This is a genomic window from Deinococcus arboris (assembly GCF_009755355.1).
GTDB classification, from domain to species: domain Bacteria; phylum Deinococcota; class Deinococci; order Deinococcales; family Deinococcaceae; genus Deinococcus; species Deinococcus betulae.
This window is the reverse complement of sequence record NZ_WQLB01000047.1, coordinates 1-21,759: the sequence shown is the minus strand read 5'-3', so window position 1 is coordinate 21,759 and position 21,759 is coordinate 1. Positions and strand designations below refer to the sequence as shown.

Genomic DNA, 21,759 nt, shown 5'->3' with positions numbered 1-21,759 from the left:
TAAACAGAAAAGGGGCTCTTCCCCGTCGGCCCCTCTCTCACTCCGCGCTGGGATGCGCTTCGTCTGGGTTGATGCTGAGGAGCAGGGCCGCCCCTATCACCAGCGCCGCGCCCAGCAGGGCCAGGGCCGCTAGGCGTTCGCCGAACAGCAGGGCAGCCAGCCCAGCAGCCACCACCGGCTCCAGGCTGGCAATCACGCTGGCACGGGTGGCCGGCAGTGACCGCAGGCCTGCGCTATACGCCAGGTAAGCCAGGTAGGTGCAGAACACCGCCATGCCGCCCAGGCTGGCCCACACGGGGACTGTCTTGGCCGTAAAGTCCACGAAGAGCAGCAGGCCTGCGGCGCCCACCAGCAAGGCCACCGCCAGCAGCGCGGCCGGCTCGTACCGGGTAAAAAACGCCTTGCCATACAGGTAATACAGGCTGTAAGTGAAGCCGGCCAGGAGGCCCCAGGCCAGGGCCGGGCCGCTGACCGTGACGCCCTGGCCACCACCCAGGCTGATGAGGGCAATGCCCCCCAGGGTCAGGGCCACGGCGCCCAACTCCCGGCGACCCAGGCGCTCGCGCAACAAAGCCCAGCCCATCAGCGCCACAAAGGCAGGCGCGGTGTACAGCAGCACGCTGGCCAGGCTGGCCCCGCCCGCCTGCACCGCCAGCTGATAGGCGCCGTAAAACACGCTGACCCCCGCCACCCCAAAGCCGACGGTGACCAGCAGGTCACGGCCACGCGGCCAGCGCGCGCCGGTCAAGCCGGCGTGCAGGGTAAACAGCCCACCAGCCAGCAGGGCGCGCCAGAACGCCACCTCCAGCGGCCCCACGCCGCCCGCCTGCGCCTGCTTGCCCAGAATTCCTAGCAGGCCCCAGAGCACCGCCGCAGCCAGAATCAGCAGGGGCGCGGGCAGGCGCGTCACCGGCCTGCCAACCGCCGCCACACCATAACCGTGGCCACCACCGTCAGCAGCAGGCCCGCTGCGCCCAGGGCCATGAGGGTCAGACTCACCCAGTCACGGGTTTCGCCCACAGGCGCCAGGGTGCCGCTCGTAAAGGCCAGGGTGTCACTGCTGGGGGCCAGGACGTCCACCGGGGTCGGGGCGCCGGCCCGCCCCGCCTGCAACAGGGTGGGGCCAGCGGCGGTGCCAGGTTTTAGGACGCCGCCCGGCGACAGGGGCGTGTAGACGCTGTTGGTGACCCAGTAGCCGTAGGTCCCGCCCGGCACCGCTGCGTCAATCACCAGGCTGGTGCCTGAGACCTGAACGCCAGGGGCAGCCAGCGTGGTCAGCGTGCCCTGACTATCGGCCTGCACCAATGTGGCGCCGCCGCCAGTCACGCGGAGGTGATAGGCCCAGCCGCCCTGACCGCGCACCCGCAGCCCGGTCTCGCCCAGCACCTGCTGCCCGCCCAGCGCGCCCTTGACAAAAATATCGGTCACGCCCGCGCTGTACCCCGACGGCGCATTCCAGGGATTACCCAGCTGGCTAAAGCTGACGGTAAAACGCATGCCCTCGCCCTGCGGCTGGGCGCTAAACGCGCGCAGGTCCAGCATCTCAGCGCTGATGGCGGGGCGGGTGGGCAGCACATAGCCGCCGTCGCCGCGCGCGTCCCCCGCCGGGTCCGTCAGAGTGATCGTCGAAGCGAGCAGCGCCAGCACGCCCGGCAGTATAGAGGGGCGCAGAGAAGGGTCGCGGGGATACATCCGCTGCCGGCGACTCTGGCCCAGTCACTTGGAAGGCGGTGCGCCGCACACTGGAGCCGAAGATGCTTAACGGTTAGAGCCTGGAGGCTCCCCAGTCTCTGCTGATTCGATAATTTCAACGCAGCTGGAAAGCTTCCCAACGCGCAAATGACAGGAGGCCCCGGCGCCGGCAGACTCCTCTACCCAACCGGCCTCACAGCGGCTGCCAGTTCCATTGAGAGGGTCAACACATCCCCCCGATTCCATTTCTGCCGCTGTCTGTTGAGGTCACGCCCTTCGTCCGTCACAGAGCGGTTCAGGGTGACACCTCTCAACCACTCCAGGTGCCACTGTCCATTCCCAAACAGCCTCTCCCCTACAACCGCACCAGATCATCCCGGTGAATCGCTTCGGGGCCGTAGGTAAAGCCCAGCAGCCCTTCCACGTCGCGTGAGTGCCGGCCCTGAATGCGGGTCAGGTCGCCCGAACTGTAGCGGCTCAGGCCGCGGGCCAGGTCGGCGCCGTCTGGTCCCAACACCCGGACCGTGTGGCCGCGCGCAAAGCGGCCCTCGACAGCCGTAATGCCAGCGGGCAGCAGGCTGGCGCCGCGTTCGCGTACCGCCTGGGCAGCGCCTGCATCCAGCCTCAGACTGCCTGAGGCGACCTCAGCCAGAATCCAGCGTTTGCGCGCCTCCAGCCGCGAGGTGTGGGCCAGAAAGCGTGTGCCCAGCGCCTCCCCGGCCACGATGCGGCTCAGGGCGTCCGGGGCGTCGCCGGGGGCAATCACGACGGGCGTGCCCGCACGGGTGGCCACCTCAGCGGCCTGAATCTTGGTGTGCATGCCGCCGGTGCCCCGGTGGGACCCGGCCCCGCCCGCCTGCGCCCAGACCTCGGGGGTGACGCGCTCCACGACCGGAATAAAGGTCGCGTCCGGGTGGGTGCGCGGGTCGGCGGTGTACAGCCCCGGCGCGTCGGTCAGGATGACCAGCAGGTCGGCCTCGACCAGATTGGCCACGAACGCCGAGAGCGTGTCGTTGTCGCCCACCTTCAGCTGCTCCAGGGCCACAGCGTCGTTCTCGTTGATAACGGGCATCACGCCGCGTGCTAGGCAGGCGTTCAGGGTGGTTCGGGCGTTTAAGTACCGGGTGCGGTCCCGGAAATCGTCGGCGGTCAGCAGCACCTGCGCCACCGGCACGCTGTACAGGTCGGCCAGCTGGGCGTAGGCGTGCATCAAGCGGCCCTGGCCCACAGCGGCCAGCAGCTGCTTTTCGGCCAGAGTACGGTCGCGCGGCGGAAACCCCAGGGCTTCCCAACCGGCCAGGACGGCGCCACTGGTCACCAGCACCGCCTCGTGGCCAGCCTGGCGCACCGCCGAGAGCCCCCGCATCAGGTCCACCAGACGCGGCCGGTGCAGGCGGTCTGTTCCGGCAGTCAGCACACTTGTTCCCAGTTTCAGCACCACGCGCACGGGCGCAGCATAGCGGGCGAACAGGGCCGCCCGTTCCCCCCTGTGCAGAGGCGCTCCCCTGGTGCAAAATGAGAATCAATGAGAAATTGGGGGGAAGCATGAGCCTGGAGCAGTCAAGCCGCCAGAACGCTGGGTGGTGGCGGGCCAGCCTTTTCCTGGCGCTGTTAGCGATGGGGACCGCTGGCGCGCAGCTGAGTCCCAGCGCCTCAGGGGCCACGCCGCCCGGCTCTCCCCTGAGCCCGCTGCGCGGCCTACATACCTTTATGACCACCTTCACGCCGCCAGCGGCTGAAGGGTCGCTGCTGGCGCTGGCCCAGCGCGAAGGCCTGACCTGGGGGGCCACGCAGAATCTCTTTGCCCGCCGCCTGACCGACGAGGCGGCCACTTTTCTGGACTGGCGCGGTCACAGCCACGGCGGCGCCGGCAGCGTCTTTACCACCGTGCGGGCCGCCACCTACCGCAGCGGCACCCAGGCGCTGCTGGTCCTGAACCGGCAGTGGTGTGCCCAGGGCGCCTGTCAGGAACGCAGCGCCTTTGCCTGGCTGCGGCCGGGGGGCACGCTAACGCCGACAGGGGAACACGACGTTATTCCGCTGCTGCGCGACCAGGAATTCCTGACCGGCAGCGTGCCGCCCTGCCTGCGCGCGGTGACGCTGGGGGTGTCGTACCTGCCGGCCCCAGGCGGCCTGCACCTGCACGCGCTGCCGCTGCTGCCGCCCGACGCCGCGCGCGCCTGCACCGCCGCCAGAGTGAACCTGGCCGCCGTGACGCGGCCCCTGCGCCTGGTCTGGCATGCCGCCAGCGGCAAGTTCAAAAAGGGGTAGACGCAAAAAGAAGACGGGACCCACTGGCCCCGTTCCTGTACCCGCCGGGTGGGCTTTAGCTGGCGTTGGCCGGGCGCGCTTCCTGCGCCGCCAGCTGCTCGATGATGGCGCGCAGGGCTAGCTCGAATTCGCTGTACAGATCGGTCTGCTCGGGCGTGCGGATCTGGGCCGTCACAGGGTCGGTGCCAGGCAGCGACTCGCTGAACTGCTGCCAGCCAATCGTCATGGCGTACAGGTGGCGCAGCACGCGCAGGGCGGTGGCCGGCGGGTAGGGCATGTGGCCCACCAGGCGGCGCAACTGCGCGTCCAGGTCACGGCGGAATTCCAGGGCCAGTTCAGGACGAACATTGCGCTCCAGCACGGTGCCCAGCAGCACCAGCAGGCGCCGCAGCGGAATCAAGTCCTCGGCCTGGTACAGCAGGATGTCGGTCACCTGCTGGGCCGTGCGCGGCTGGCGCTCGGTAAACAGGGCGGCGGTGGCCGCGATCCAGCGGTGCAGATGCTCGGACAGCAGCGCCAGAAACAGTTCTTCCTTGGTGTCAAAGTACAGGTAGAGGGTGCCCTTGGCCAGCTGCGCTTCCCGCGCCACCTGGTTCATGCTGAGTTCGGCGTAGGAGGTGCTGGTCCAGAGGCGTTCGGCGGCGCGCAGGATATCGTCGCGGCGCTGATGCTTTTCTTCAGCGCTGCGGGCGCGGGCGGGACGGGGGGCGGGACTTGACATCGGTGTAGACGATATTCTGTCCAGCCAGGAGCCGCTGTGAACGACTTCACGCTATCCTCCCCCTGGGGATGCGTCCGGAGGCGGTAGTGTGGTTGTGCGCTTTTTTCTGCCCAGAGTGTACACGGCGCACCCTGTGCCCGCGTCACTTGACCCAGCACCCGGCCTCCCCGCTCCAGACGGCTTCGGAATCCGTACTACACTTGACCACCGAGACCTGCCATGCCCACACCCGACGCCTCTGCTCCCACCCCCCGCGCCCTGCCGGGCAAAGCCCTGGCCGCCGACGTCACGGCCGATGTGCGCGCCGCGCTGCGCGCCTGGCCGTTTCAGCCTCATCTGGTCAGCGTGCTGGCCTCGGGCGACCCGGCCTCGCGGGTGTACGTGGACAGCAAGGCCCGGCAGGCCGAACGGCTGGGGGTGCGCTTCACCGTGCGCGACTTAGGCGACGCGCCCACCCAGGACGGCCTGCACGCCGCGCTGGACGAGCTGTCGGCCAGCGGGGACGTTCACGGCATCATGCTGGAATTGCCGCTGGCACCGGGGCTGGACGCCGACGCCGCGCTGCTGCGCCTCCAGCCCCAGAAAGACATTGAGGGCCTGAGTCCCGCCAACCTCGCCCTGATTGCGGCGGGCCGCGAAAGCGAGGCTTTGCTGCCCCCCACGCCGCGCTCGGTCCGCTTTCTGCTGCGCTCGGCGCTGGGTGACGACCTGCGTGGGCGGCGGGTGGCGGTCGTGGGCCCAGGGCGCACCGTCGGCCGGCCCTTGACGTTCATGCTGAACAACCGGGGCGTGACCGTCACGCTGTGCAACGAACACACCCGCGACCTGCGCGCGGTGCTGGACAACCAAGACGCCGTGGTGGTGGCGGTGGGCCGCGCGGGGCTGCTGCGCCCCGAGCATGTGCAGCCCCACCACGTCATTATTGACGCGGGCATCAACGTGCAGCCGCAGGGCGTGGTGGGCGACGCCGAGGCCGGGCTGCCGGTACAGGCCCAGACCCCTGTGCCGGGCGGCGTGGGGCCGCTGACCAGCGCCCTGATGTACCAGAACCTCGTGCGCGCCGTGAAGTTACAGCGCGGCGAGCCGGTGGAATGACCGGCCCCCGCCACGCCCCCCTGCGGCTGGCCGTCCTGACCGACGCCCCGCGCGTGGCCGGCAGCGAAATCTGGCTTCTGGACGTGCTGCCCCTGCTGCGTGAACAGGGCATTCAGGCCAGCGTCTTTCTGCCACACGGCGCGGCGCTGGACGAACTGGCGCGGCGGTGTGCAGAGCGGGGGCTGGAGGTCACGCGGCATGACGGCGTCGGTACGCTGGGCCCAGCCACCGCCTCCTTTGACCTGCGGCTGCTTCAGGCGTGGGAACCGCACACCTACGCCGCCGCCCAGGCCAACTTGGCGACGCCCTATCTGACGGTGGTGCATGACCAGCTGGACTATCACTATCCGCTGGGGCTAAAGGCGCTGTTCCGGCTGATTTACGCGGTCACCAAGGCCCGGCCCCTGCGGCGGGTGGGCACCGTGGTCACCGTGTCGCGCTGGGGGCAGGCCTTTCTGGAACGCCGGATGCGCCTGCGCGGTGTTCTTGGGGTGACCAACGGCGTGGATACAGCCGTGTTCGCGCCGGCCCCCGCAGAGGCCCGCGCAGCCCTGCGGCGCCACCTGGGCTTTGACACCTTTACCGTGCTGGTGCCGGGCCGCTTTGCCCTGGAAAAAAATCAGCTGGCTGCCGTGCTGGCGGCGCGGCACTGCCCTGACTTGACCTTTGTGTTCGTGGGCGACATGGATTCGCCGCTGGGCACAGCCGCTCGGCTGCTGACGCGCCGCCTGCGCCTGACCAATGTCCGGTTTCTGGGACGGCGCTGGGACATGTCCACGCTATATCAGGCCGCCGACGTGCTCCTGCAACCCACCCTGGCCGAAAATCAGTCGCTGGTCACGCTCGAAGCGATGGCTTCGGGCCTGCCAGTGGTCACCACCGCTATTCCGGCTCAGGCCGAGCTGGTGCGCGACGGGGTGGATGGGCTGCTGGTTCCGCCTCAGCCCCAACTGCTGGCCCAGGCCCTGCGGGCACTGGCGCAGGCGCCTCTCCAGACTGCTCAGCTGGGCCGCCAGGCCCGTGAACGGGTCCTGAGCAGCCACCGTCTGGAACACACCGCCGCGCAGGTCGCCGACCTGATTCACCGGGCCGCCCGACCCTGACACGCTCCCCACCCGGCGGCGCAATGTCTTGACAGATGCTGGGACAGCCTCTTCTGGGTCTAGCCGGTCTGCACCTATCCCTCTACTGACGCCACGCCGTCAGCAGTCGCAGAGGTCGCGCAATTCAGCCGTGCGTCTGGCGAACCGACTGGCCCCGCTGCTGCGCCTGAGTGGCAAGTCGGCGCCGCGACTCAACACACCTGAACCGCACCCTCACCTGCCTGCAAAAACGCGGACACTCGCCCTGGCAACTCCTGGCTGTCCATCAGAAAGGCGTCGTGGCCGTGCACGCTCTGCAGTTCCCAGTACGAGGCTCGGGGCAGCCGTTCGGCGTGGGCGCGCACCTCGGCGGCGGGATACAGCTGGTCGCTGGAAATGCCCACCACCAGCACCGGGGCGCGGATGGTGCCTAGTTCCGCGTCGCCCGGCTGAAAAGTGTCCATGGCGCCAGTCAGGGTCACGTAACTGCGCTCGCAGAACCGGGCCTGCAATTTCTCGCCCTGGTGGTGTAGGTAGGTGGTGATGGCAGGCACGCCCGCCCGGCGCTGTCCGGCCTGGGTCTGGGCCAGACTCTCGGGACTGCGGTACGACAGCATCGCAATCTGGCGCGCCACCTTGAGGCCCTCGCCTCCCGGCGCCGCGCGGATGGCGCTGCGGGCCGCCGTGTTCAGGCCAATCGCCCAGGGCGAATGCCGGGCCGGGGCGCCAATGATGACGGCGCTCTGCACCAGGTCCGGGCATTCCAGCAGCCAGGCGTAGGCCAGCATGCCGCCCATGCTGCCGCCCACCACGCGCACGCGGCGCACCCCCAGGTGTTCCAGCAGCGCGCGCCCGGCCCGCGCCATATCCCGCAGGGTCAGCGGCGCGTCGCCTGCGCCCAGCCCTGGCAGGTCGCCGGGACCGCTGCTGCCTGCACAGCCGCCCAGCACGTTGGCACACACGATGAAGTCGCGCGTGGGGTCCAGCGGCCGCCCCTCGCCCAGAAACTCGGGCCACCACTCATGCACGGCGCTGTTGCCGGTCAGGGCGTGCAGCACCAGCGTCGCCGTTTCACCCGGCGTGCCGTAGGTGTGGTAGGCCAGGCGCACGTCACTGACCGGCAGACCGCAGTCCAGCAATAGCGGCGCCTGTCGGAACAGCCGCGCCACCTGCCGGCGGGGGGAGACGGGCTGCTCGGCAGGCAGACATCGCTCGGGGCTGTCGTCGAGGGCCGGCAGCGGCAGCGGCAGCGGCGGGGGGACAGGATGACTCAGGGCGGTCACGCCTCCTCGCTGGCGCTGGCTTCGGCCGCGTCCCCTTCCACCAGGGCGGCGGCCAGCGCCTGGGCAAAGTCCTCGCGGATGTCCTCGATATGCTCGGTGCCGACCGACACGCGCACCAGCCCTGGCGTGACGCCCGCGCGGCCCTGCGAGACCTCATCCAGCTGGCTGTGGGTGGTGCTGGCCGGGTGAATGACCAGCGTACGGGTGTCGCCCACGTTGGCCACATGCTGCGCCAACGCCACCGAGCGGATAAATGCCTCGCCGGCTGCGCGCCCGCCCCGCAGTTCAAAGGTTAGTACCGCGCCGCCCCCGCGCGGCAGGTAATGCTGGGCCCGGTCGTAATGCGGGTGGTTACTCAGGCCAGGGTAGGTCACGCGGCTCACGTCCGGGTGCGCGGCCAGCCAGACGGCCAGCGCCTGGGCGTTCTGGGCGTGGCGCTCGGCGCGCAGACTCAGGGTTTCCAGGCCCTGCAGGAACTGCCACGCCTGCTGCGGGGCCAGGGTCGGCCCCAGGTCCCGCAGCCCCTCGGTGCGCGCGCGGATGATAAAGGCCACGTTCGGCAGCCCCAGCGCGTTGCCGGTGCCGAAGGTCTCCCAGAAGTTCAGGCCGTGGTAGCTGGGGCTGGGTTCGGTGAACAGGGGGTAGCGGCCATTGCCCCAGTCAAAATTGCCGCCGTCCACGATGACGCCGCCAATCCCGTTGCCGTGCCCGCCAATCCATTTGCTGGCCGAATGCAGCACCACGTTGGCGCCGTGTTTCAGCGGCTGGCAGTAGTACCCACCCGCGCCAAAGGTGTTGTCCACGATCACGGCTACGCCCTGCGCGTGGGCGGCGGCGGCAATCGCCTCGAAATCGGGAATGTTCAGCGCCGGGTTGCCAATGGTTTCGAGGTACACCGCGCGGGTCTTCTCATCAATCAGGGCGGTGAAGTCTTCGGGGCGCTCGTCACGGCCCGTAAAGCGCACCTCAATCCCCAGCCGCGCCAGCGTCACGCGGAACTGGTTGACAGTGCCGCCGTAAAGGTTGGGCGTGGAGACGATGTTGTCCCCAGCCTGGGCGACGTTCGTGATGGCCAGAAACTGGGCGGCGTGCCCACTCGCCACAGCCAAGGCGCCAACCCCACCTTCCAGGGCGGCCAGCCGCTCCTCGAACACGGCGTTCGTGGGGTTCATGATGCGGCTGTAGATGTTGCCAAAGGCCCGCAGGCCAAACAGGTCGGCGGCGTGTTCGGGCGACTGGAACACGTAGCTGTTGGTGGGGTAAATCGGCACCTGCTGCGCGCCGGTGGTGGGGTCGGGCTTCTGTCCGGCATGAACCTGCAACGTCTCAAATCTGTGCGCCATGACGCGCCTCCTACGGGGACACCGGGGGGACGCCTGCACAAAGAGGCGCGCCCCTGCTCTGAAACCATGAGAAGGGGCGCTGAACATGTCATCCGCGAGACCTTCCCTCTTGCTCCGGCCGCGCGGTCATCGTTGAGCCGCAGGCAGGCTGGCCTTGGCACCGTGACGAGATGAAGTCCGGTTGCCGCGCCGTCAACGAGCCAGGTCTCTCGGGCGCTCTGAAGTGGGTGGCTCCAGCGTGGGAGTCGCTGCCCAGGGTAAGGGGCGCCCCGGCGCGTGGTCAAGTCACCCGTCCAGGCGCTAGGATGTGAGGCGTCAGAAAGTTCTGTGAGCGGCGTCCGGGTCTTCGACCCTTCGACTGACCGAGACACGCGCTGCTACCGCTGATTCTGCCTGCTTCTGGCCATCTCAGAGGAGTCCCATGCACAAATCCCTGCTGACCGCTGCCCTCCTGGGCACTGCCCTACTCTCTGCCTGTAATCAGCCCACGCCTATTCCAACGCCGGGCACCCCAACGGAATTTGGCACCCTGAAGACCTTGTCACCCGGCAAAGAGGACACGGTTCGTACCAAACTCAAGGTCAACATCGTGTTTGTGGGCTACCGTCAGACTCTTCCCGGCCAGGTGGCGACGGCGCGCCAGGTCAGCACGCAGGATTTCGCGCAGACGCTGCCCAAAACCTACGACGCTGTGAACCGCATTCCCAGCTCTTACGGCCGCACAGAGATGACGGGCAACAGCTTTGACTTCGATTACAACTACGTCTTTGCCAACCAAGCATTCGAGGATGATTTCTTTGAGTTTCTGACCGCTTCCGGCACAGAGCAAGCCATTACTCTCCATCAGCAGCGCTATAACTGCCAGGAGTATCTGGTCAAGGATGACCCGGTGTGTGCCACCCCAGCGGGCAACATCAACCGCCCAGTGACCGGCAATTTTGAGATTGACGCGCTGAAGACAGAAAACTGGCTGGCCGACAACGTGAGCCGCGTGGGCGTCAAGCCAGGCGAACACACCATCTACTTCGTGAACTGGTATGACCGCCCCGACTTTAAGTTCCACAGTTACGCGCGGGCCGACGCCGCCGACACCGACACAGGCGCCAAGTTTGGTGAGCTTTCTAACCGCCGACTGATTGCCTGGGGCGGCAGCACCCGTATGGGCAGCGCTGCGCAGCGCGTATGGTTTTACGATCTATCGGCCAACCCAGACCCCTGGACCTACGCCTACGACGTCACCAATCTGGATGTAGACGGCGACGATGCCGCTGACTACCGCATGCCACCCATTTGGGAATACGGCACGCGCAAGGCCAGCATAGGCGCCGGGCGTAAGGTCAGCCCTGACCTGGCCCTGGTGGCCCGCTACACCGCCATTAACCTGCTGTTCACCCCCAGCCCTATCTACCGCGCAGCCCTGACGCCCCCCCAGATGCCTGAAGAGATTGAGCTGGACCTGCATGTGGAGCAGGGCGCTGGAGCGCGCGCCTCGGCGGAAGTCCTCAAACCTCAGCTGATGCAGGAGCGCATCGCGCCACTCCAGCCTTTCACCAAGTTCAGCACCACGGTCAAGGAGACCCCGCTGGACGGCAATCTGGCCGATGTGTACAAGTGCTTTTTCCCCGTGGAAGTCGAAGACGTCTGCTCGCCCAACTACTTTGACTTCAGTGGAGAAGCGCTGTTCCAGTTTGGCGTCAAGGAACTGCGCGAGGCCTACAAGACCACGCCGCAGAATCGTTACCGCCTGCCCGTTTACCTCTTCAACGACAACCAGAACAGCCAGGGTGGTCTACTGGGCATTGCCTACGATGACGGTGAAACGGGCACCCAGAGCTTTGTCTATTCCTTCCTGACCCCTGATCTGGTCGGCACTCAGGAGCAACCAGGTTACGGCTTTACGGACACCACCGTTCACGAGGTCGGTCACCACCTCAGCCTGTCGCACCCACATGACGGCTACGACAGCGAGCAGAATCTGTCCTACGGACCCAGCGGCGACTTCTTCTTCGTCAACGGCGGCGACCAGAGCGCCACCATCATGTCCTACAACGACCTGTCGCGGACCTTCGGGCAGTTCAACCTGGACAGCCAGTACCGCTACCTGACGGCCGCCTATCTGAACAACACCAACGCCATTCTGGAGCTGACCCGCCGCGCCCAGAAAGTCAGTGGCGTGAGCAGCGCCGCCCTGAACGCCGACACCCTGTTTACCCAGGCCAAGGCGAAATACGACGCCCTGGACTACCTGGGGGCCGCACAGCTGGCGCACCAGGGCTACCGCGCCGTGCTGGGGGCCGCCCAGCAGGCGGGGGTCGCCGTGCAGGGCTACAAATGGTACGAGAACCTCAACGGCTTGCAGGGCCTGAGCGCCGCTAAGAAACCCCAGTACAGCCCGACCTTTAAGGCCCAGAAAGGCCTGGTCATCTTCCCCGAGGAAACTCCCCTGCAGCGTCAGCTGCGCCTCCAGAAGTAAAGCCCCCCGTCTTCTGTGCCCCGCCTGTTTCTCGGCGGGGCTTTGCCTTGTCGCCCAGAGCTGGCTCTCCAGGCCCAAGCATCAGCCTCTGGTCAGATGGTAAGCCTGTCGCCGTTGACCGCCAGACCCAGTCGCTACAGTGCCCGCATGACTTTTGTGCGCGCGCTGGCTCTGCTCGTTGCAACGGCTCCGCTGCTCCTGGGCGGGTGGACCAGTGCCGCCGCCAATCTGCCGGCCCGGCCCGGCAGCCCGGTTAGTCCTGCGGGCGTATCCAGCGCACAGATCAAGGCGGCGCTGGACACGCGCCCCGTGCTGCGCCTGATGCTGATGACCCTCAGTCTGCGCGAGCTGCTGCGCGCAGGCACCCTCCAACTGCCTCCCAACATGAAGGTCAAGCTGGATATCCTGCTGGCCCCGCTGGCCTCGAACGCCTCTTTGCCGCCGGCCACGACGCAGCAGACCATCAGTCGGATCACCGAGGCCCTGCTGCCCGAGCAGCGCCGGCTGCTAGACGCGCACATGGGCAGCCGCGAAAGCCGCGCCCTGATGCTGGCGTCACAGACCCGCCTGGCCGCCGGAGAGGCCGTCAGCGGTGTGCAGTCGGTGCTGTACCTGTTGATTCCTGGGGGCCGCTCAATTGTTGATCGCCTGAACCGGCAGCCCGACCTCAATCCTTATCAGGTGAATCCGGCCAACACCGACGTCCTCAAGACGCTGATGGCCCTGCTGCGCTAGGCGGAACTGGCGCCCGCACAGTCGGGGCAGCGCCCGTACAGCGTGACCTCATGGGCCTCAATCACAAAGCCGCCGGGATACACCGTGCCCCTGGGCAGCGACACCGGGCAGGTATGCAGGGTAAACACGCGCCCGCAGGCCGTGCAGCTGAAGTGGTGGTGATGGCCCTTGCCGCTGGGTTCGTAGCGGGTTTCGCCGTCCAGCGTGACGGGGTGAATGCGGCCCTGTTCGGTCAGGAGCTTCAGGGTGCGGTACACGGTGGCCACGCCCAGCGCCGGCAGGTCCAAGCGGGCGCGGTCCAGCACGTCATTCACGGCCAGCGGCCCTTCGGCGTCCTGGAGCACGCGGGCAATCACGTCGCGCTGCCGGGTGCTGCGGGACACAGAAGCGGTCATGCCCGGCAGGCTAGCACTCCCAGGCCGCAGGCATCAAAAAGCCGCCCACGATTGGGGCGGCACAGAGGGGCAGATGGGTCAGCGGCGGTTGGGGTTGGCCATCTCGCTGGGGGCAATCTCACTGCCCTTCGCTTTGGCCTCCACCTGGCTGGGCGGAATAGGCACCTGCCCGGCGTGGGTCTGGGGCAGGGGCGCGGGCGGCGCGCTGCCTTCAGCCGGGGCCTGCTGGGCATAGCTGCGCGTGGCGGTGGCCGCCGTGGGTGGGGCCTGACTGGCCGGAGCCGAGGCGCCTTTCTCCTGGCCCGCCTGGGTCAGCAGGCGGTCGGCAAGACTCTCCAGGCGCGGCGCAATCACGCGGTCTGTCAGGGTCTTGAACGCCAGGGTGCCGATGGTGGCCATCAGGGCGCCGCCGGCCGCGCTGCCCTTCTGGTTTTTCTGGGCCTTAATAAGGCCCTTCTGGTGCTTGACGGGGCTAGCAGCGTCCACATAGATTTTGCGGCTGCGCCGGAACTGGCGGCCAATCACGAGGCCCAGCACGGCACCTACCGCCGAGGCGCCGCCCAGCATCTTCAGCGGTTCCTGCTGCATCTTGACCTGCAAGCTGGCCTCATGGGTCAGGGCGTCCACGCTCTTTTTCAGGCGCTCGCGGGCCTCTTCGCGGTCAGTTAGGTAGACCCGCGCAGTGGGGTCTGTGGGGGCCATCAGGACTCGCCCCGCTTCATGTCGCTGCGGTAGGTGGGCTCGGTGCTCACGGGAATCCCAGGAGCGTCTTTCAGGACCACGGGCTCTTGCAGGTTGGGGTCGCGGTGGTGGCCGTGCCCCTTGCCTGTTTCGCTGCCGTCTATCTTCTTGTTCAGGCCGCTGCCGTATTCCTGGGGCTCGCCTTCAGGCGTGCTTTCGTAGACAGGGACGGTCGTGGTGCCGTGCTCCACGCGCACGGTGGCCTGGCCCTGGCCCTCGGCCAGCACGCGGTTCTCACCGGCCGCCTGCTCCTGGGCGTCGCGGCGCAGTTCGACCTTGGGGCCACTGCTGTTATGAGAATCACGCGCGGCGTTGCTGCCAGAGGCGGCGCTGGGGGCCGCAGGAGCCGGCGCGGTGGGACGGGCGGCGGTGGGGTCGTCGTTCATGTCTTCCCTCCGGTGGCGGGGTTCGGTGAGGTCAGCCTCACTGCCCAGCTTTTTCAGGCCCAGCACGATCAGGGCGCCCGTAACGGCAAAGCTGACCAGCGCAATCAGGAGCGCGGCGGCCCAGGGACCCAGGCCCAGGCGCATCAGACCGAAAAACACCGCCAGAATGATGAAAATCAGGCCCATAACCAGCGGCCCGGTCGAGGCGAGCAGCAGCACAGCCCCCAGCCCCTTGGCTTTGGCCACTGCGCCGGCCTTGCGGGCCAGAGCACTCAATTCTGCTTTCACGAGGGTGACGCCGGCGTCAAAGACATCCACCAGCGCGCCCCCCAGACTCTTGCGTTCTTCCATAAACGGTTTCCTCCGGCGTGGCGGCCCCTCACAAAACGTGAACAGCGGGGGTCAGGCCACCCCAGCATAATGAACCCGATGCCCGGCGCCACACAGCACCAAGAAAACCTGAACCTGACGCTGGCCCAGCGCAGCAACCTCTGGCCCCTTACGGCGCGGGGCTACGCGAGTTGGCGGGCGGGGTCACTGCGGCTGCTAGGCGCGCGCGGCTACTCGCTGGAGCGCGAGGCGGCGCTGTTTCGCGCCCTGTGCGCCCCGCAGCCTGGTGAGCGCTGGCTGGACGCCGGCACCAGCGCCGGCTTCTATGCGGGGGTGCTGGCCCGCGCCGGGGCAGAGGTGCTGGCCGCCGACCTCAGCGCGCCGATGCTGCGGGAGGCCCAGCGCCGGGAGCCTGGCCCTCAGGTGGAGTGGCGGCAGCTGAACCTGGAGGCCAGTGGCCTGCCGGGGGGGCACTTTGACGGCGTGACCGTGGGCGCCACCCTGAACGAGACGCATGACCCGGCCCGGCTGCTGCGCGAGCTGACCCGCCTGACCCGGCCCGGTGGTCAGCTGTGGCTGATGTACGTGCGCCGCACCGCCGGGCCGCTTCAGCACCTGCTGGCCCGCCCGGCGCTGGGCGGCCTGACCTTTCCCGACCCGGCGTGGGTGTCGCGCCAGGTGCCCGAGCTGACTCTAGCGGCCGGCCTGAGCGTCGGCGCCGTACGCTTTGAGCGCTTTGTGAAGGACGCCTCCTGAGGATCAGGACAGGTGGCGACGCGCCGCCTCCCCTGCCCTGAACCAGCGGTCGCCAGACGGCACCCCTGGCCTACGCACCCGACTCGCAAGAACTCTGTAAGAATGCGTGACGTTTCGCGCAGACCCTCCCCGTAGACTCGGTGCCTAAGGACGGCCAACGTGACCCATATGTCATTGACTTCTGTACTGGACAGTTTGAACAGGTGCCGCGCACCTGGGCGGCGCCAGTGGATGCCCGCGTGACGGCAGCGGCGCCCGCACAGCTGGGCCAGGCTGTCGCCCACTGCCAGGAGGTCACGCGCACCCACAGCAAGACCTTCTATCTGGGGTCGCGCTTTTTTCCGGCGGCGCAGCGGCGGGCGGTGTGGGCGGTCTATGCCGCCTGCCGCGAGGGCGACGACCTGGTGGATGACCTTCAGGGCGACGCGGCGCGCGCCGGACTGAACGACTGGTGGGAGCGGATTCAGGATGCCTTTACCGGCCAGCCTGGCCCCCACCCCACTGATGTGGCCCTGGCCTGGGCCGCGCAGACCTACCCCATTCCGCTGCCCGCCTTTGCCGAACTGCACGAAGGCCTGCGGATGGACCTACGGGGCCACGCCTACGAGGACATGAACGACCTAATCCTCTACTGCCGCCGGGTGGCGGGCGTAGTGGGGTTCATGATTGCGCCTATCAGCGGTTACAGCGGCGGTGAGCGCACCTTAAACCACGCCCTGAAACTGGGACAGGCCATGCAGCTGACCAACATCCTGCGCGACGTGGGCGAGGACCTGCGCCGGGGCCGGGTTTACCTGCCCCGCACCCTGCTGGCCGAGTTTGGCGTGACCCTGGCCGATCTGGAGCGCGGCGCCGTCACGCCTGAATACCGCGCCCTGATGCGCCACCTCACAGGTGTGGCCCGCACCTGGTACGCCGAGGGCCACGCCGGGATTCCCTGCCTGCACGGCAGCGCTCGCCTGGCCGTGGCGACCGCCGCCCGCGCCTATGAGGGCATTCTGGACGATCTGGCGCGCGGCGACTTTGATAACTTTGGCCGCCGCGCCCATGTCAGTGGCACCCGCAAGTTGCTGATGCTGCCGCGCGCCTGGTGGGACCTCCAAAGCCGCCCGGCCCCGCTGTCCTGACGGACTTTTTCCCTCTTCTCCCATCACGCTGCGCCCCTTCGCAGCGGGAGGTTCCTGACGAATGACGCCTGACTCCGCCCCCCCTGTCCACCCCCGCCGCAAGACTGCCCTGATCGTGGGGGCGGGCATCGGCGGCCTGAGCCTGGGCATTCGCCTGCAAAGCCTGGGCTTTGACACCACCATCGTGGAGCGGCTGGACGCCCCCGGAGGCCGGGCTTACCAGAAGCGCACCCCGGACGGGTACGTCTTTGACATGGGGCCTACGGTCATTACGGTGCCGCACTTTATCGAGGAGCTGTTTGCCTTGCAGCGTGGCCAGGGCATGCTGGACGCCCCCGATTACCCGCCCGAGATACTGGCCCCAGATGCCCGCGTGCGCGAGGGCCAGAGCGGCGGCCCACACACCCAGAACTATGTCCAGCTGGTGCCTATTCTGCCGTTCTACCGCATCTATTTTGACGACGGCACCTTTTTTGACTACGACGGCGATCCGGCCAGCACCCGCCGCCAGATTCTGGCCCTGGCCCCCGGCGACCTGCCCGGCTACGAACGCTTTCACGCCGACGCGCAGGCCATCTTTGAACGCGGCTTCCTCGAACTGGGCTACACCCATTTTGGCGACCTGCCCACCATGCTGCGTGTGGTGCCCGACCTGCTACGGCTGGACGCGGTTCGCACCCTGTTTTCCTTTACCAGTCGGTACTTTGAGAGCCCCAAGCTGAGGCAGGTCTTTTCCTTTGAGACCCTGCTGGTGGGCGGCAACCCCCTGTCGGTGCCGGCCATCTACGCCATGATTCACTTTGTCGAGAAAACCTGGGGGATTCACTACGCGGTGGGCGGCACGGGCGCGCTGGTGCGGGCGTTTGTGCAGAAATTTGAGGAACTGGGTGGCCGGGTCCGTTACGACGCGGGCGTGGAGGAGATTCTGGTCACTGACGACCGGGGCCGTCCCGTGTGCCAGCCGCTGGGGCGCCGTGTGGCGCGTGGCGTGCGGCTGGATGGCGGCGAGGAACTCCACGCAGACCTGGTGGTCAGCAACGGCGACTGGGCCAACACCTACCTCAAGCGGGTGCCCGCCGCTGCCCGGCTGGTCAACAATGATCTGCGCGTCAGGGCGGCGCGCCAGAGCATGAGCCTGCTGGTGGTGTACTTCGGGTTTAGAAAGGATGGCGCCGACCTGGACCTGCGTCACCACAACATCATCCTGGGGCCGCGCTACGAGGAACTGCTGACCGAGATTTTTGGGCGCAAGGTACTGGGCGCCGACTTCAGCCAGTACCTGCATGTCCCGACCCTCACCGACCCCAGCCTGGCCCCCGAAGGGCACCACGCGGCCTATACGCTGGTGCCGGTGCCTCACAACGCCAGCGGCATTGACTGGACGGTGGAAGGACCGCGCCTCACCGAGCGGGTGCTAACCTTCTTGGACGAGCGTGGTTACATCCCTGGCCTGCGCGGGCGCCTGACGCACCAGGAGTTTATTACGCCGGATTATTTTGAAGGCACGCTGGATAGCTATCTGGGCAACGCCTTTGGCCCCGAGCCTTTGCTGGCTCAGAGCGCCTTTTTCCGGCCCCACAACCGCAGCGAGGACGTGAAGAATCTGTATCTGGTCGGCGCCGGGGCTCAGCCGGGTGGCGGCACGCCCAGCGTGATGATGTCGGCCAAGATGACGGCCCGCCTGATCGCCCAGGACTTTGGACTGCACCCGAGCCTCTGGAGCGAGAAAGAAGGGAGCGCGGCGGACTAGGGCACCCTCACCTCTTGCTACACAGGGTCCTCTCCGCCAAGGGGAGAACAGCAACCGCATCTTCCGCCACTCGCCCTAGAACCAAAAACCACCGCCACCAGGCTCTCCCTGGCGGCGGTGTCCTGACCCGTTTTAGCGGGGGTACATGAAGTTGACGGTGTTCTTGTCAATCGTGGAAAAGCCGTTGCGCTGGCCCATGCGGTTGACGTCAATGCTGCTGTTCAGAGGCTTGATGGCCAGCTTGCCGTCAAAGTAGGCGGGGTAGTGCATGATGGAATCAAAGTCGTAGGCGCCGTAGCCCTTAGACCCGCTACGAATCTCGTACTGGCTCTGCCAGTCGGCTGGGATGTTGTTCCACTGAATCTGCACGTAGCTGTCGCGGTCAGGGCGGGTCTGCTCGTGGAAGAGGCCCATCGCGTGCCCAAACTCGTGGACGATAGACCCGGTGGTGCAGCGGTCGGCCAGCGTAATCGTCTGGCGTCCGCCCACCATGCCCAGGCTGCTGGCGCAACTGGTGCCGGTGTTGTACGTGATTTCCACGTAGTTGCGCTGGTTGGTACGCGGCGTGACGATGACGTTGGTGGTGCTGCGAATGTTCGAGGCGGCGGCGGCCACGCGGTCACGGATGGCCTGCGGCACGTTGCTGGCAAACGTATACGGAATGGTGCGGCCAGTCCAGCGGTAACGGGTGTCCACCACATAGGTGCCCAGGCTGCCGAGGGCGTCTGCTTGCCCCAGAATGATGTCGTCTTCGAGCATCACATAGCCGTCCTGCACGAAGCCAGTTACAGTCTGGTGGCTGCCGTCCTCCATGATGAGGGTGGCGGTGCGGGTTTCCGGGGCGGTACGGGCGCTGGGGGCGTCCTGAGAAGTCGTGGCGCAAGACGCGAGGACGAGAGACAGCAGCAGAACAGGTGTGAACCGCATGGTGAAGCACCTCCGTTGTAAGATTCACAGAGCTTAGGCGACCCTCATGCTTCTGTAAACCCCCAGGCCTGCACTTGTTTGGACAGGGTGTAAAAAAATCAAAACTCGAACTACCAGACGCTAAAAACTGGATTTGTAAGAAAAAGGGCGAACAGCTTGGCGTTCGCCTTTTCCTCTCAGAAATAGAGGTTCACCTGCCGTCTTAGATGCTTGAAAAGATCTCAAATGACAAGCGTTGGCTGACGGAGATGTGAGTACTGCTCCAAATCAGGCGTCAGCCGCAATCCTCTTACGCCAGTTGTCCTTGACCTGCGGCGGGCTGCGGCGCTCTCATATCAAGCCAGTCCAGCACAAGTTGCCGCACCTCCTCCCGCCTCTCGTCATTCAGCAGTTCGTGATATCCACCCTCGACTTCATGGAAGGTCTTGTCACTGGCAGGCAAGGCTTCGATAAAGCGGCGGCTTCCACGGGGGTCAGTCAGCCGGTCCTCGCTGCCGTGAAACACCAGGGTCGGCACCTGCCATCGGGCGTACTGGGGCCACAGCTCGCCGCTCAGGCGCAGCATGCTCGCGGCGGTCAGGGCCGGCACTTTGCCGTGATACATGGTCGTGTCGGCTTCGTAGGCGGCGACCTCATCAGCCAGACGCGACAGGCCGCCGGTGGCCAGCACGGTGGTGCCCAGCCCCGGCGCCACGCGCGCCAGGAGGGGGGCCAGCCGCTTGAGCCAGGGCTGCTCATCCTCGCCCACCAGCAGCGCCGGACTGGACAGAATGACGCCCGCCACGCCGCGCGGGTCACGGGCCACGCTGGCCGCCGCGACCAGGCCGCCCATCGAGTGGCCCAGCAGGTACAGGGGCTGCGGCAGCGCGCGCAGGGCCTCTCTGGCTTTCAGGTGATCTTCCACCAGCTGCGCCACATCCACCACCGCCCGGCGCCCCCCCGAGCGGCCATGCCCACGCTCGTCGTAGGCATAGACGGTCAAGCCCGCCTGCACCAGACTGGGAATCAGGGCGTGGTAGCGCTCCACGTACCGCCCGGCATACTCGCCAAACCCGTGGGTCAGCAGCACATTCGCACGCGGGGCCGGCGCCCGCCACACGTAGCCTTCGACAGGCGCCCCCGGCACCGCCCAGTGTTCTGATTGCATGAAGGGAGTCTAAGCCCCGCCCGCCCGCAGCCCAAGACCGCCCGCCGCAGACTTGAGGCTATGGCAGATATTGCACGGAAGGCCAGCGCCCACTGGCAAGGCGACCTCAGAGGCGGCAAGGGGCAGATCAGCACCGAGAGCACGACCATTCAGAACGCCCAGTATTCCTTTGGCACCCGCTTTGAAAATGGCGTGGGCACCAACCCCGAAGAACTGCTGGCGGCGGCCCACGCGGGCTGCTTCACCATGCAGCTCTCGGCGCTGCTGAGTAACCACGGACACACCGTTGAAGACCTGCGCACCGACGCCACCTGCGAGATGGTCAAGGACGGCCCCGGTTTTCGGGTCAGCGCCATGCGCCTGACGGTGCGCGGCAAGGTGACGGGCAGCGACCAGGCCGACTTTGAAGCGCACGTGAAAGACGCCGCCGAGAAGTGCCCCATGAGCCGCGTGATGGCGGGCAACGTAGACATTACCCACGAAGCCATCCTGGAATAAGGGGTATGGGGGTGGGCTGACGGTTGGAGGGCCTGCCCTGTGCAGCGGCCTCGCCCACTCACCCAACAACCTCCGAACGCCGATTGAATCATTCGCAAACCTGAACAGTTCTGTGAGGCTTTTCTTTGAGTCTACAAGAGAGGAAAAAGAGCGTCAGTGGGCTGACGAGTGTGAAGATTGCGCCCTTCGTCTTTTTCCGATGTGTTGATCTTGTAGACGGTAATCCGTATGACGTGTAGCGCTGCTCCATCTCCCGGAGCAGCGCACGCTTTTACTCCTGCGCCATTTCACCCATGCCAGACGCCGGGCCGCGCGGCAGACTGCTGACCATGAGCCACCTCTTTTATCTGGTTGGACCGCCTGGGGCCGGCAAACGCACCGTGGGCAAGGCGCTGGCCACCTTGACTGGCGCGGCGCTGATGGACAACCACCTGACCAACGACCCGGTGTTTCTGGCCGCAGGGCTGAGTGGCAAAGAGCCAGTGCCCGCCGAGGTCTGGGAGTTGTGCCATGCGGTCCGGAAAGCCGTGCGGGCCGCGACCCTGCACGCGCCGCCGACCCTGGCCCACATCTTCACGAACTACCTGAGCGCCGAGGAACGGGAATGGCAGAACGTGCAGCGCCTGCGCGACTTGGCCGCGCAGCGCGGCGTGCCGTTTGTGCCAGTGTGGCTCACCTGTGCCCAGCCCGAACTGGAAGCGCGCATGACCCACCCGGCCCGTGCTGAACGCCTGAAGCTGCGCGACCCCGTGCAACTCCGCGAGTTGCTGGCGCGGGCCGGCACGCTGCCCCCACCCCCAGACGCCCTGGTGCTCGACACAACCACGATGAGCCCAGAAGACGCGGCGCGACAGATTGTCACGTTTGCCCAGACCCGCTTGACATGACACCCACCGTCTATCACCTGTCCGGACCACCTGCCAGCGGCAAGCGCACCGTCGGCCTGGCCCTGGCCGCGCAGACCGGAGCCGTCCTGCTGGACAACCACCTCTTTAACGACGCCGTCT

General features: G+C 67.0%; 21 protein-coding genes and 1 riboswitch. Of the genes, 10 read left to right on the top strand and 11 right to left on the bottom strand.

Going from position 1 to position 21,759, the window contains the following annotated elements; translation table 11 throughout:
* Positions 1–37: 37 nt before the first annotated feature.
* The 3 genes from GO986_RS21000 to proB all read right to left on the bottom strand — a co-directional run bounded on the left by GO986_RS21000 (position 38) and on the right by proB (position 3,139).
* The gene (locus tag GO986_RS21000) at positions 38–910 is read right to left on the bottom strand and encodes a DMT family transporter (protein ID WP_369409516.1); all 873 of its coding nucleotides are present in this window, start codon (positions 908–910) and stop codon (positions 38–40) included.
* The gene (locus GO986_RS20995; RefSeq protein ID WP_369409515.1) at positions 907–1,647 is read right to left on the bottom strand and encodes a glucodextranase DOMON-like domain-containing protein; all 741 of its coding nucleotides are present in this window, start codon (positions 1,645–1,647) and stop codon (positions 907–909) included. The genes GO986_RS21000 and GO986_RS20995 overlap by 4 nt, the downstream gene beginning before the upstream one ends.
* A 400-nt stretch (positions 1,648–2,047) precedes the next feature.
* Positions 2,048–3,139, bottom strand: coding sequence for a glutamate 5-kinase (gene proB, locus GO986_RS20990; protein ID WP_369409514.1), 1,092 nt, complete (start codon positions 3,137–3,139; stop codon positions 2,048–2,050).
* 98 nt (positions 3,140–3,237) lie between these two features.
* Between proB and GO986_RS20985 the strand changes: the two genes are divergently transcribed.
* Positions 3,238–3,963, top strand: coding sequence for a hypothetical protein (locus tag GO986_RS20985; RefSeq protein ID WP_157461471.1), 726 nt, complete (start codon positions 3,238–3,240; stop codon positions 3,961–3,963).
* Positions 3,964–4,018: 55 nt separating this feature from the next.
* On the opposite strand, the gene GO986_RS20980 is transcribed toward GO986_RS20985, so the two are convergent.
* Positions 4,019–4,684 carry a TetR/AcrR family transcriptional regulator gene (locus tag GO986_RS20980; RefSeq protein WP_157461470.1) on the bottom strand — a complete coding sequence of 222 codons (666 nt, stop codon included), beginning with the start codon at positions 4,682–4,684 and terminating at the stop codon, positions 4,019–4,021.
* Between the two features lie 219 nt (positions 4,685–4,903).
* Here GO986_RS20980 and GO986_RS20975 point away from each other — a divergent pair, with 219 nt between their 5' ends.
* The gene (locus GO986_RS20975; protein ID WP_157461469.1) at positions 4,904–5,779 is read left to right on the top strand and encodes a bifunctional 5,10-methylenetetrahydrofolate dehydrogenase/5,10-methenyltetrahydrofolate cyclohydrolase; all 876 of its coding nucleotides are present in this window, start codon (positions 4,904–4,906) and stop codon (positions 5,777–5,779) included.
* Positions 5,776–6,882: a glycosyltransferase family 4 protein gene (locus tag GO986_RS20970; protein ID WP_157461468.1), complete on the top strand. Its 1,107-nt coding sequence runs from the start codon at positions 5,776–5,778 to the stop codon at positions 6,880–6,882. Before GO986_RS20975 ends, GO986_RS20970 begins: the two co-directional genes overlap by 4 nt.
* Before the next feature lie 191 nt (positions 6,883–7,073).
* On the opposite strand, the gene GO986_RS20965 is transcribed toward GO986_RS20970, so the two are convergent.
* Together GO986_RS20965 and GO986_RS20960 are read right to left on the bottom strand one after the other, a co-directional pair.
* Complete coding sequence (locus tag GO986_RS20965) at positions 7,074–8,144, bottom strand: alpha/beta fold hydrolase (protein ID WP_439648723.1); 1,071 nt, start codon at positions 8,142–8,144, stop codon at positions 7,074–7,076.
* Positions 8,141–9,487 (bottom strand): O-acetylhomoserine aminocarboxypropyltransferase/cysteine synthase family protein, encoded by a 1,347-nt coding sequence (locus tag GO986_RS20960; protein WP_157461467.1) that lies wholly within the window; start codon positions 9,485–9,487, stop codon positions 8,141–8,143. Before GO986_RS20960 ends, GO986_RS20965 begins: the two co-directional genes overlap by 4 nt.
* A gap of 132 nt (positions 9,488–9,619) precedes the next feature.
* A riboswitch (SAM riboswitch) is annotated at positions 9,620–9,710 on the bottom strand.
* A gap of 198 nt (positions 9,711–9,908) precedes the next feature.
* On the opposite strand from GO986_RS20960, the gene GO986_RS20955 reads away from it, so the two are divergent.
* Both GO986_RS20955 and GO986_RS20950 read left to right on the top strand, forming a co-directional pair.
* Positions 9,909–11,960: a zinc metalloprotease gene (locus GO986_RS20955; RefSeq protein ID WP_157461466.1), complete on the top strand. Its 2,052-nt coding sequence runs from the start codon at positions 9,909–9,911 to the stop codon at positions 11,958–11,960.
* A 147-nt stretch (positions 11,961–12,107) separates the two neighbouring features.
* Positions 12,108–12,695, top strand: a complete 588-nt coding sequence (locus GO986_RS20950; protein WP_157461465.1) for a hypothetical protein — start codon at positions 12,108–12,110, stop codon at positions 12,693–12,695.
* Here the strand turns inward: GO986_RS20950 and GO986_RS20945 are convergent.
* The 3 genes from GO986_RS20945 to GO986_RS20935 form a co-directional block, all read right to left on the bottom strand.
* On the bottom strand, positions 12,692–13,090 hold the full coding sequence (locus tag GO986_RS20945) for a Fur family transcriptional regulator (protein ID WP_157461464.1): 399 nt from the start codon (positions 13,088–13,090) through the stop codon (positions 12,692–12,694). The genes GO986_RS20950 and GO986_RS20945 overlap by 4 nt on opposite strands.
* A 78-nt stretch (positions 13,091–13,168) precedes the next feature.
* Positions 13,169–13,792, bottom strand: a complete 624-nt coding sequence (locus GO986_RS20940) for a hypothetical protein (protein WP_157461463.1) — start codon at positions 13,790–13,792, stop codon at positions 13,169–13,171.
* Positions 13,792–14,568 carry a phage holin family protein gene (locus tag GO986_RS20935; RefSeq protein ID WP_157461462.1) on the bottom strand — a complete coding sequence of 259 codons (777 nt, stop codon included), beginning with the start codon at positions 14,566–14,568 and terminating at the stop codon, positions 13,792–13,794. The genes GO986_RS20940 and GO986_RS20935 overlap by 1 nt, the downstream gene beginning before the upstream one ends.
* 69 nt (positions 14,569–14,637) lie before the next feature.
* Between GO986_RS20935 and GO986_RS20930 the strand changes: the two genes are divergently transcribed.
* The 3 genes from GO986_RS20930 to crtI all read left to right on the top strand — a co-directional run bounded on the left by GO986_RS20930 (position 14,638) and on the right by crtI (position 18,180).
* The gene (locus GO986_RS20930) at positions 14,638–15,303 is read left to right on the top strand and encodes a class I SAM-dependent methyltransferase (protein WP_157461461.1); all 666 of its coding nucleotides are present in this window, start codon (positions 14,638–14,640) and stop codon (positions 15,301–15,303) included.
* A 239-nt stretch (positions 15,304–15,542) separates the two neighbouring features.
* Positions 15,543–16,430 (top strand): phytoene/squalene synthase family protein, encoded by an 888-nt coding sequence (locus GO986_RS20925; RefSeq protein ID WP_369409517.1) that lies wholly within the window; start codon positions 15,543–15,545, stop codon positions 16,428–16,430.
* A 61-nt stretch (positions 16,431–16,491) separates the two neighbouring features.
* Entirely contained in the window at positions 16,492–18,180 is a 1,689-nt protein-coding gene (gene crtI / locus GO986_RS20920; protein WP_157461460.1) for a phytoene desaturase family protein, read from the top strand.
* 132 nt (positions 18,181–18,312) lie between these two features.
* On the opposite strand, the gene GO986_RS20915 is transcribed toward crtI, so the two are convergent.
* Both GO986_RS20915 and GO986_RS20910 read right to left on the bottom strand, forming a co-directional pair.
* Complete coding sequence (locus tag GO986_RS20915) at positions 18,313–19,107, bottom strand: M12 family metallopeptidase (RefSeq protein WP_157461459.1); 795 nt, start codon at positions 19,105–19,107, stop codon at positions 18,313–18,315.
* Between the two features lie 289 nt (positions 19,108–19,396).
* The gene (locus GO986_RS20910) at positions 19,397–20,254 is read right to left on the bottom strand and encodes an alpha/beta hydrolase (protein ID WP_157461458.1); all 858 of its coding nucleotides are present in this window, start codon (positions 20,252–20,254) and stop codon (positions 19,397–19,399) included.
* 60 nt (positions 20,255–20,314) lie between these two features.
* On the opposite strand from GO986_RS20910, the gene GO986_RS20905 reads away from it, so the two are divergent.
* Both GO986_RS20905 and GO986_RS20900 read left to right on the top strand, forming a co-directional pair.
* A complete protein-coding gene (locus tag GO986_RS20905) occupies positions 20,315–20,752 on the top strand; it encodes an OsmC family protein (protein WP_157461457.1) in 438 nt (145 codons plus the stop codon).
* Between the two features lie 329 nt (positions 20,753–21,081).
* Positions 21,082–21,639 (top strand): P-loop nucleotide/nucleoside kinase family protein, encoded by a 558-nt coding sequence (locus tag GO986_RS20900; protein ID WP_157461456.1) that lies wholly within the window; start codon positions 21,082–21,084, stop codon positions 21,637–21,639.
* The last annotated feature ends 120 nt before the right edge of the window (positions 21,640–21,759 follow it).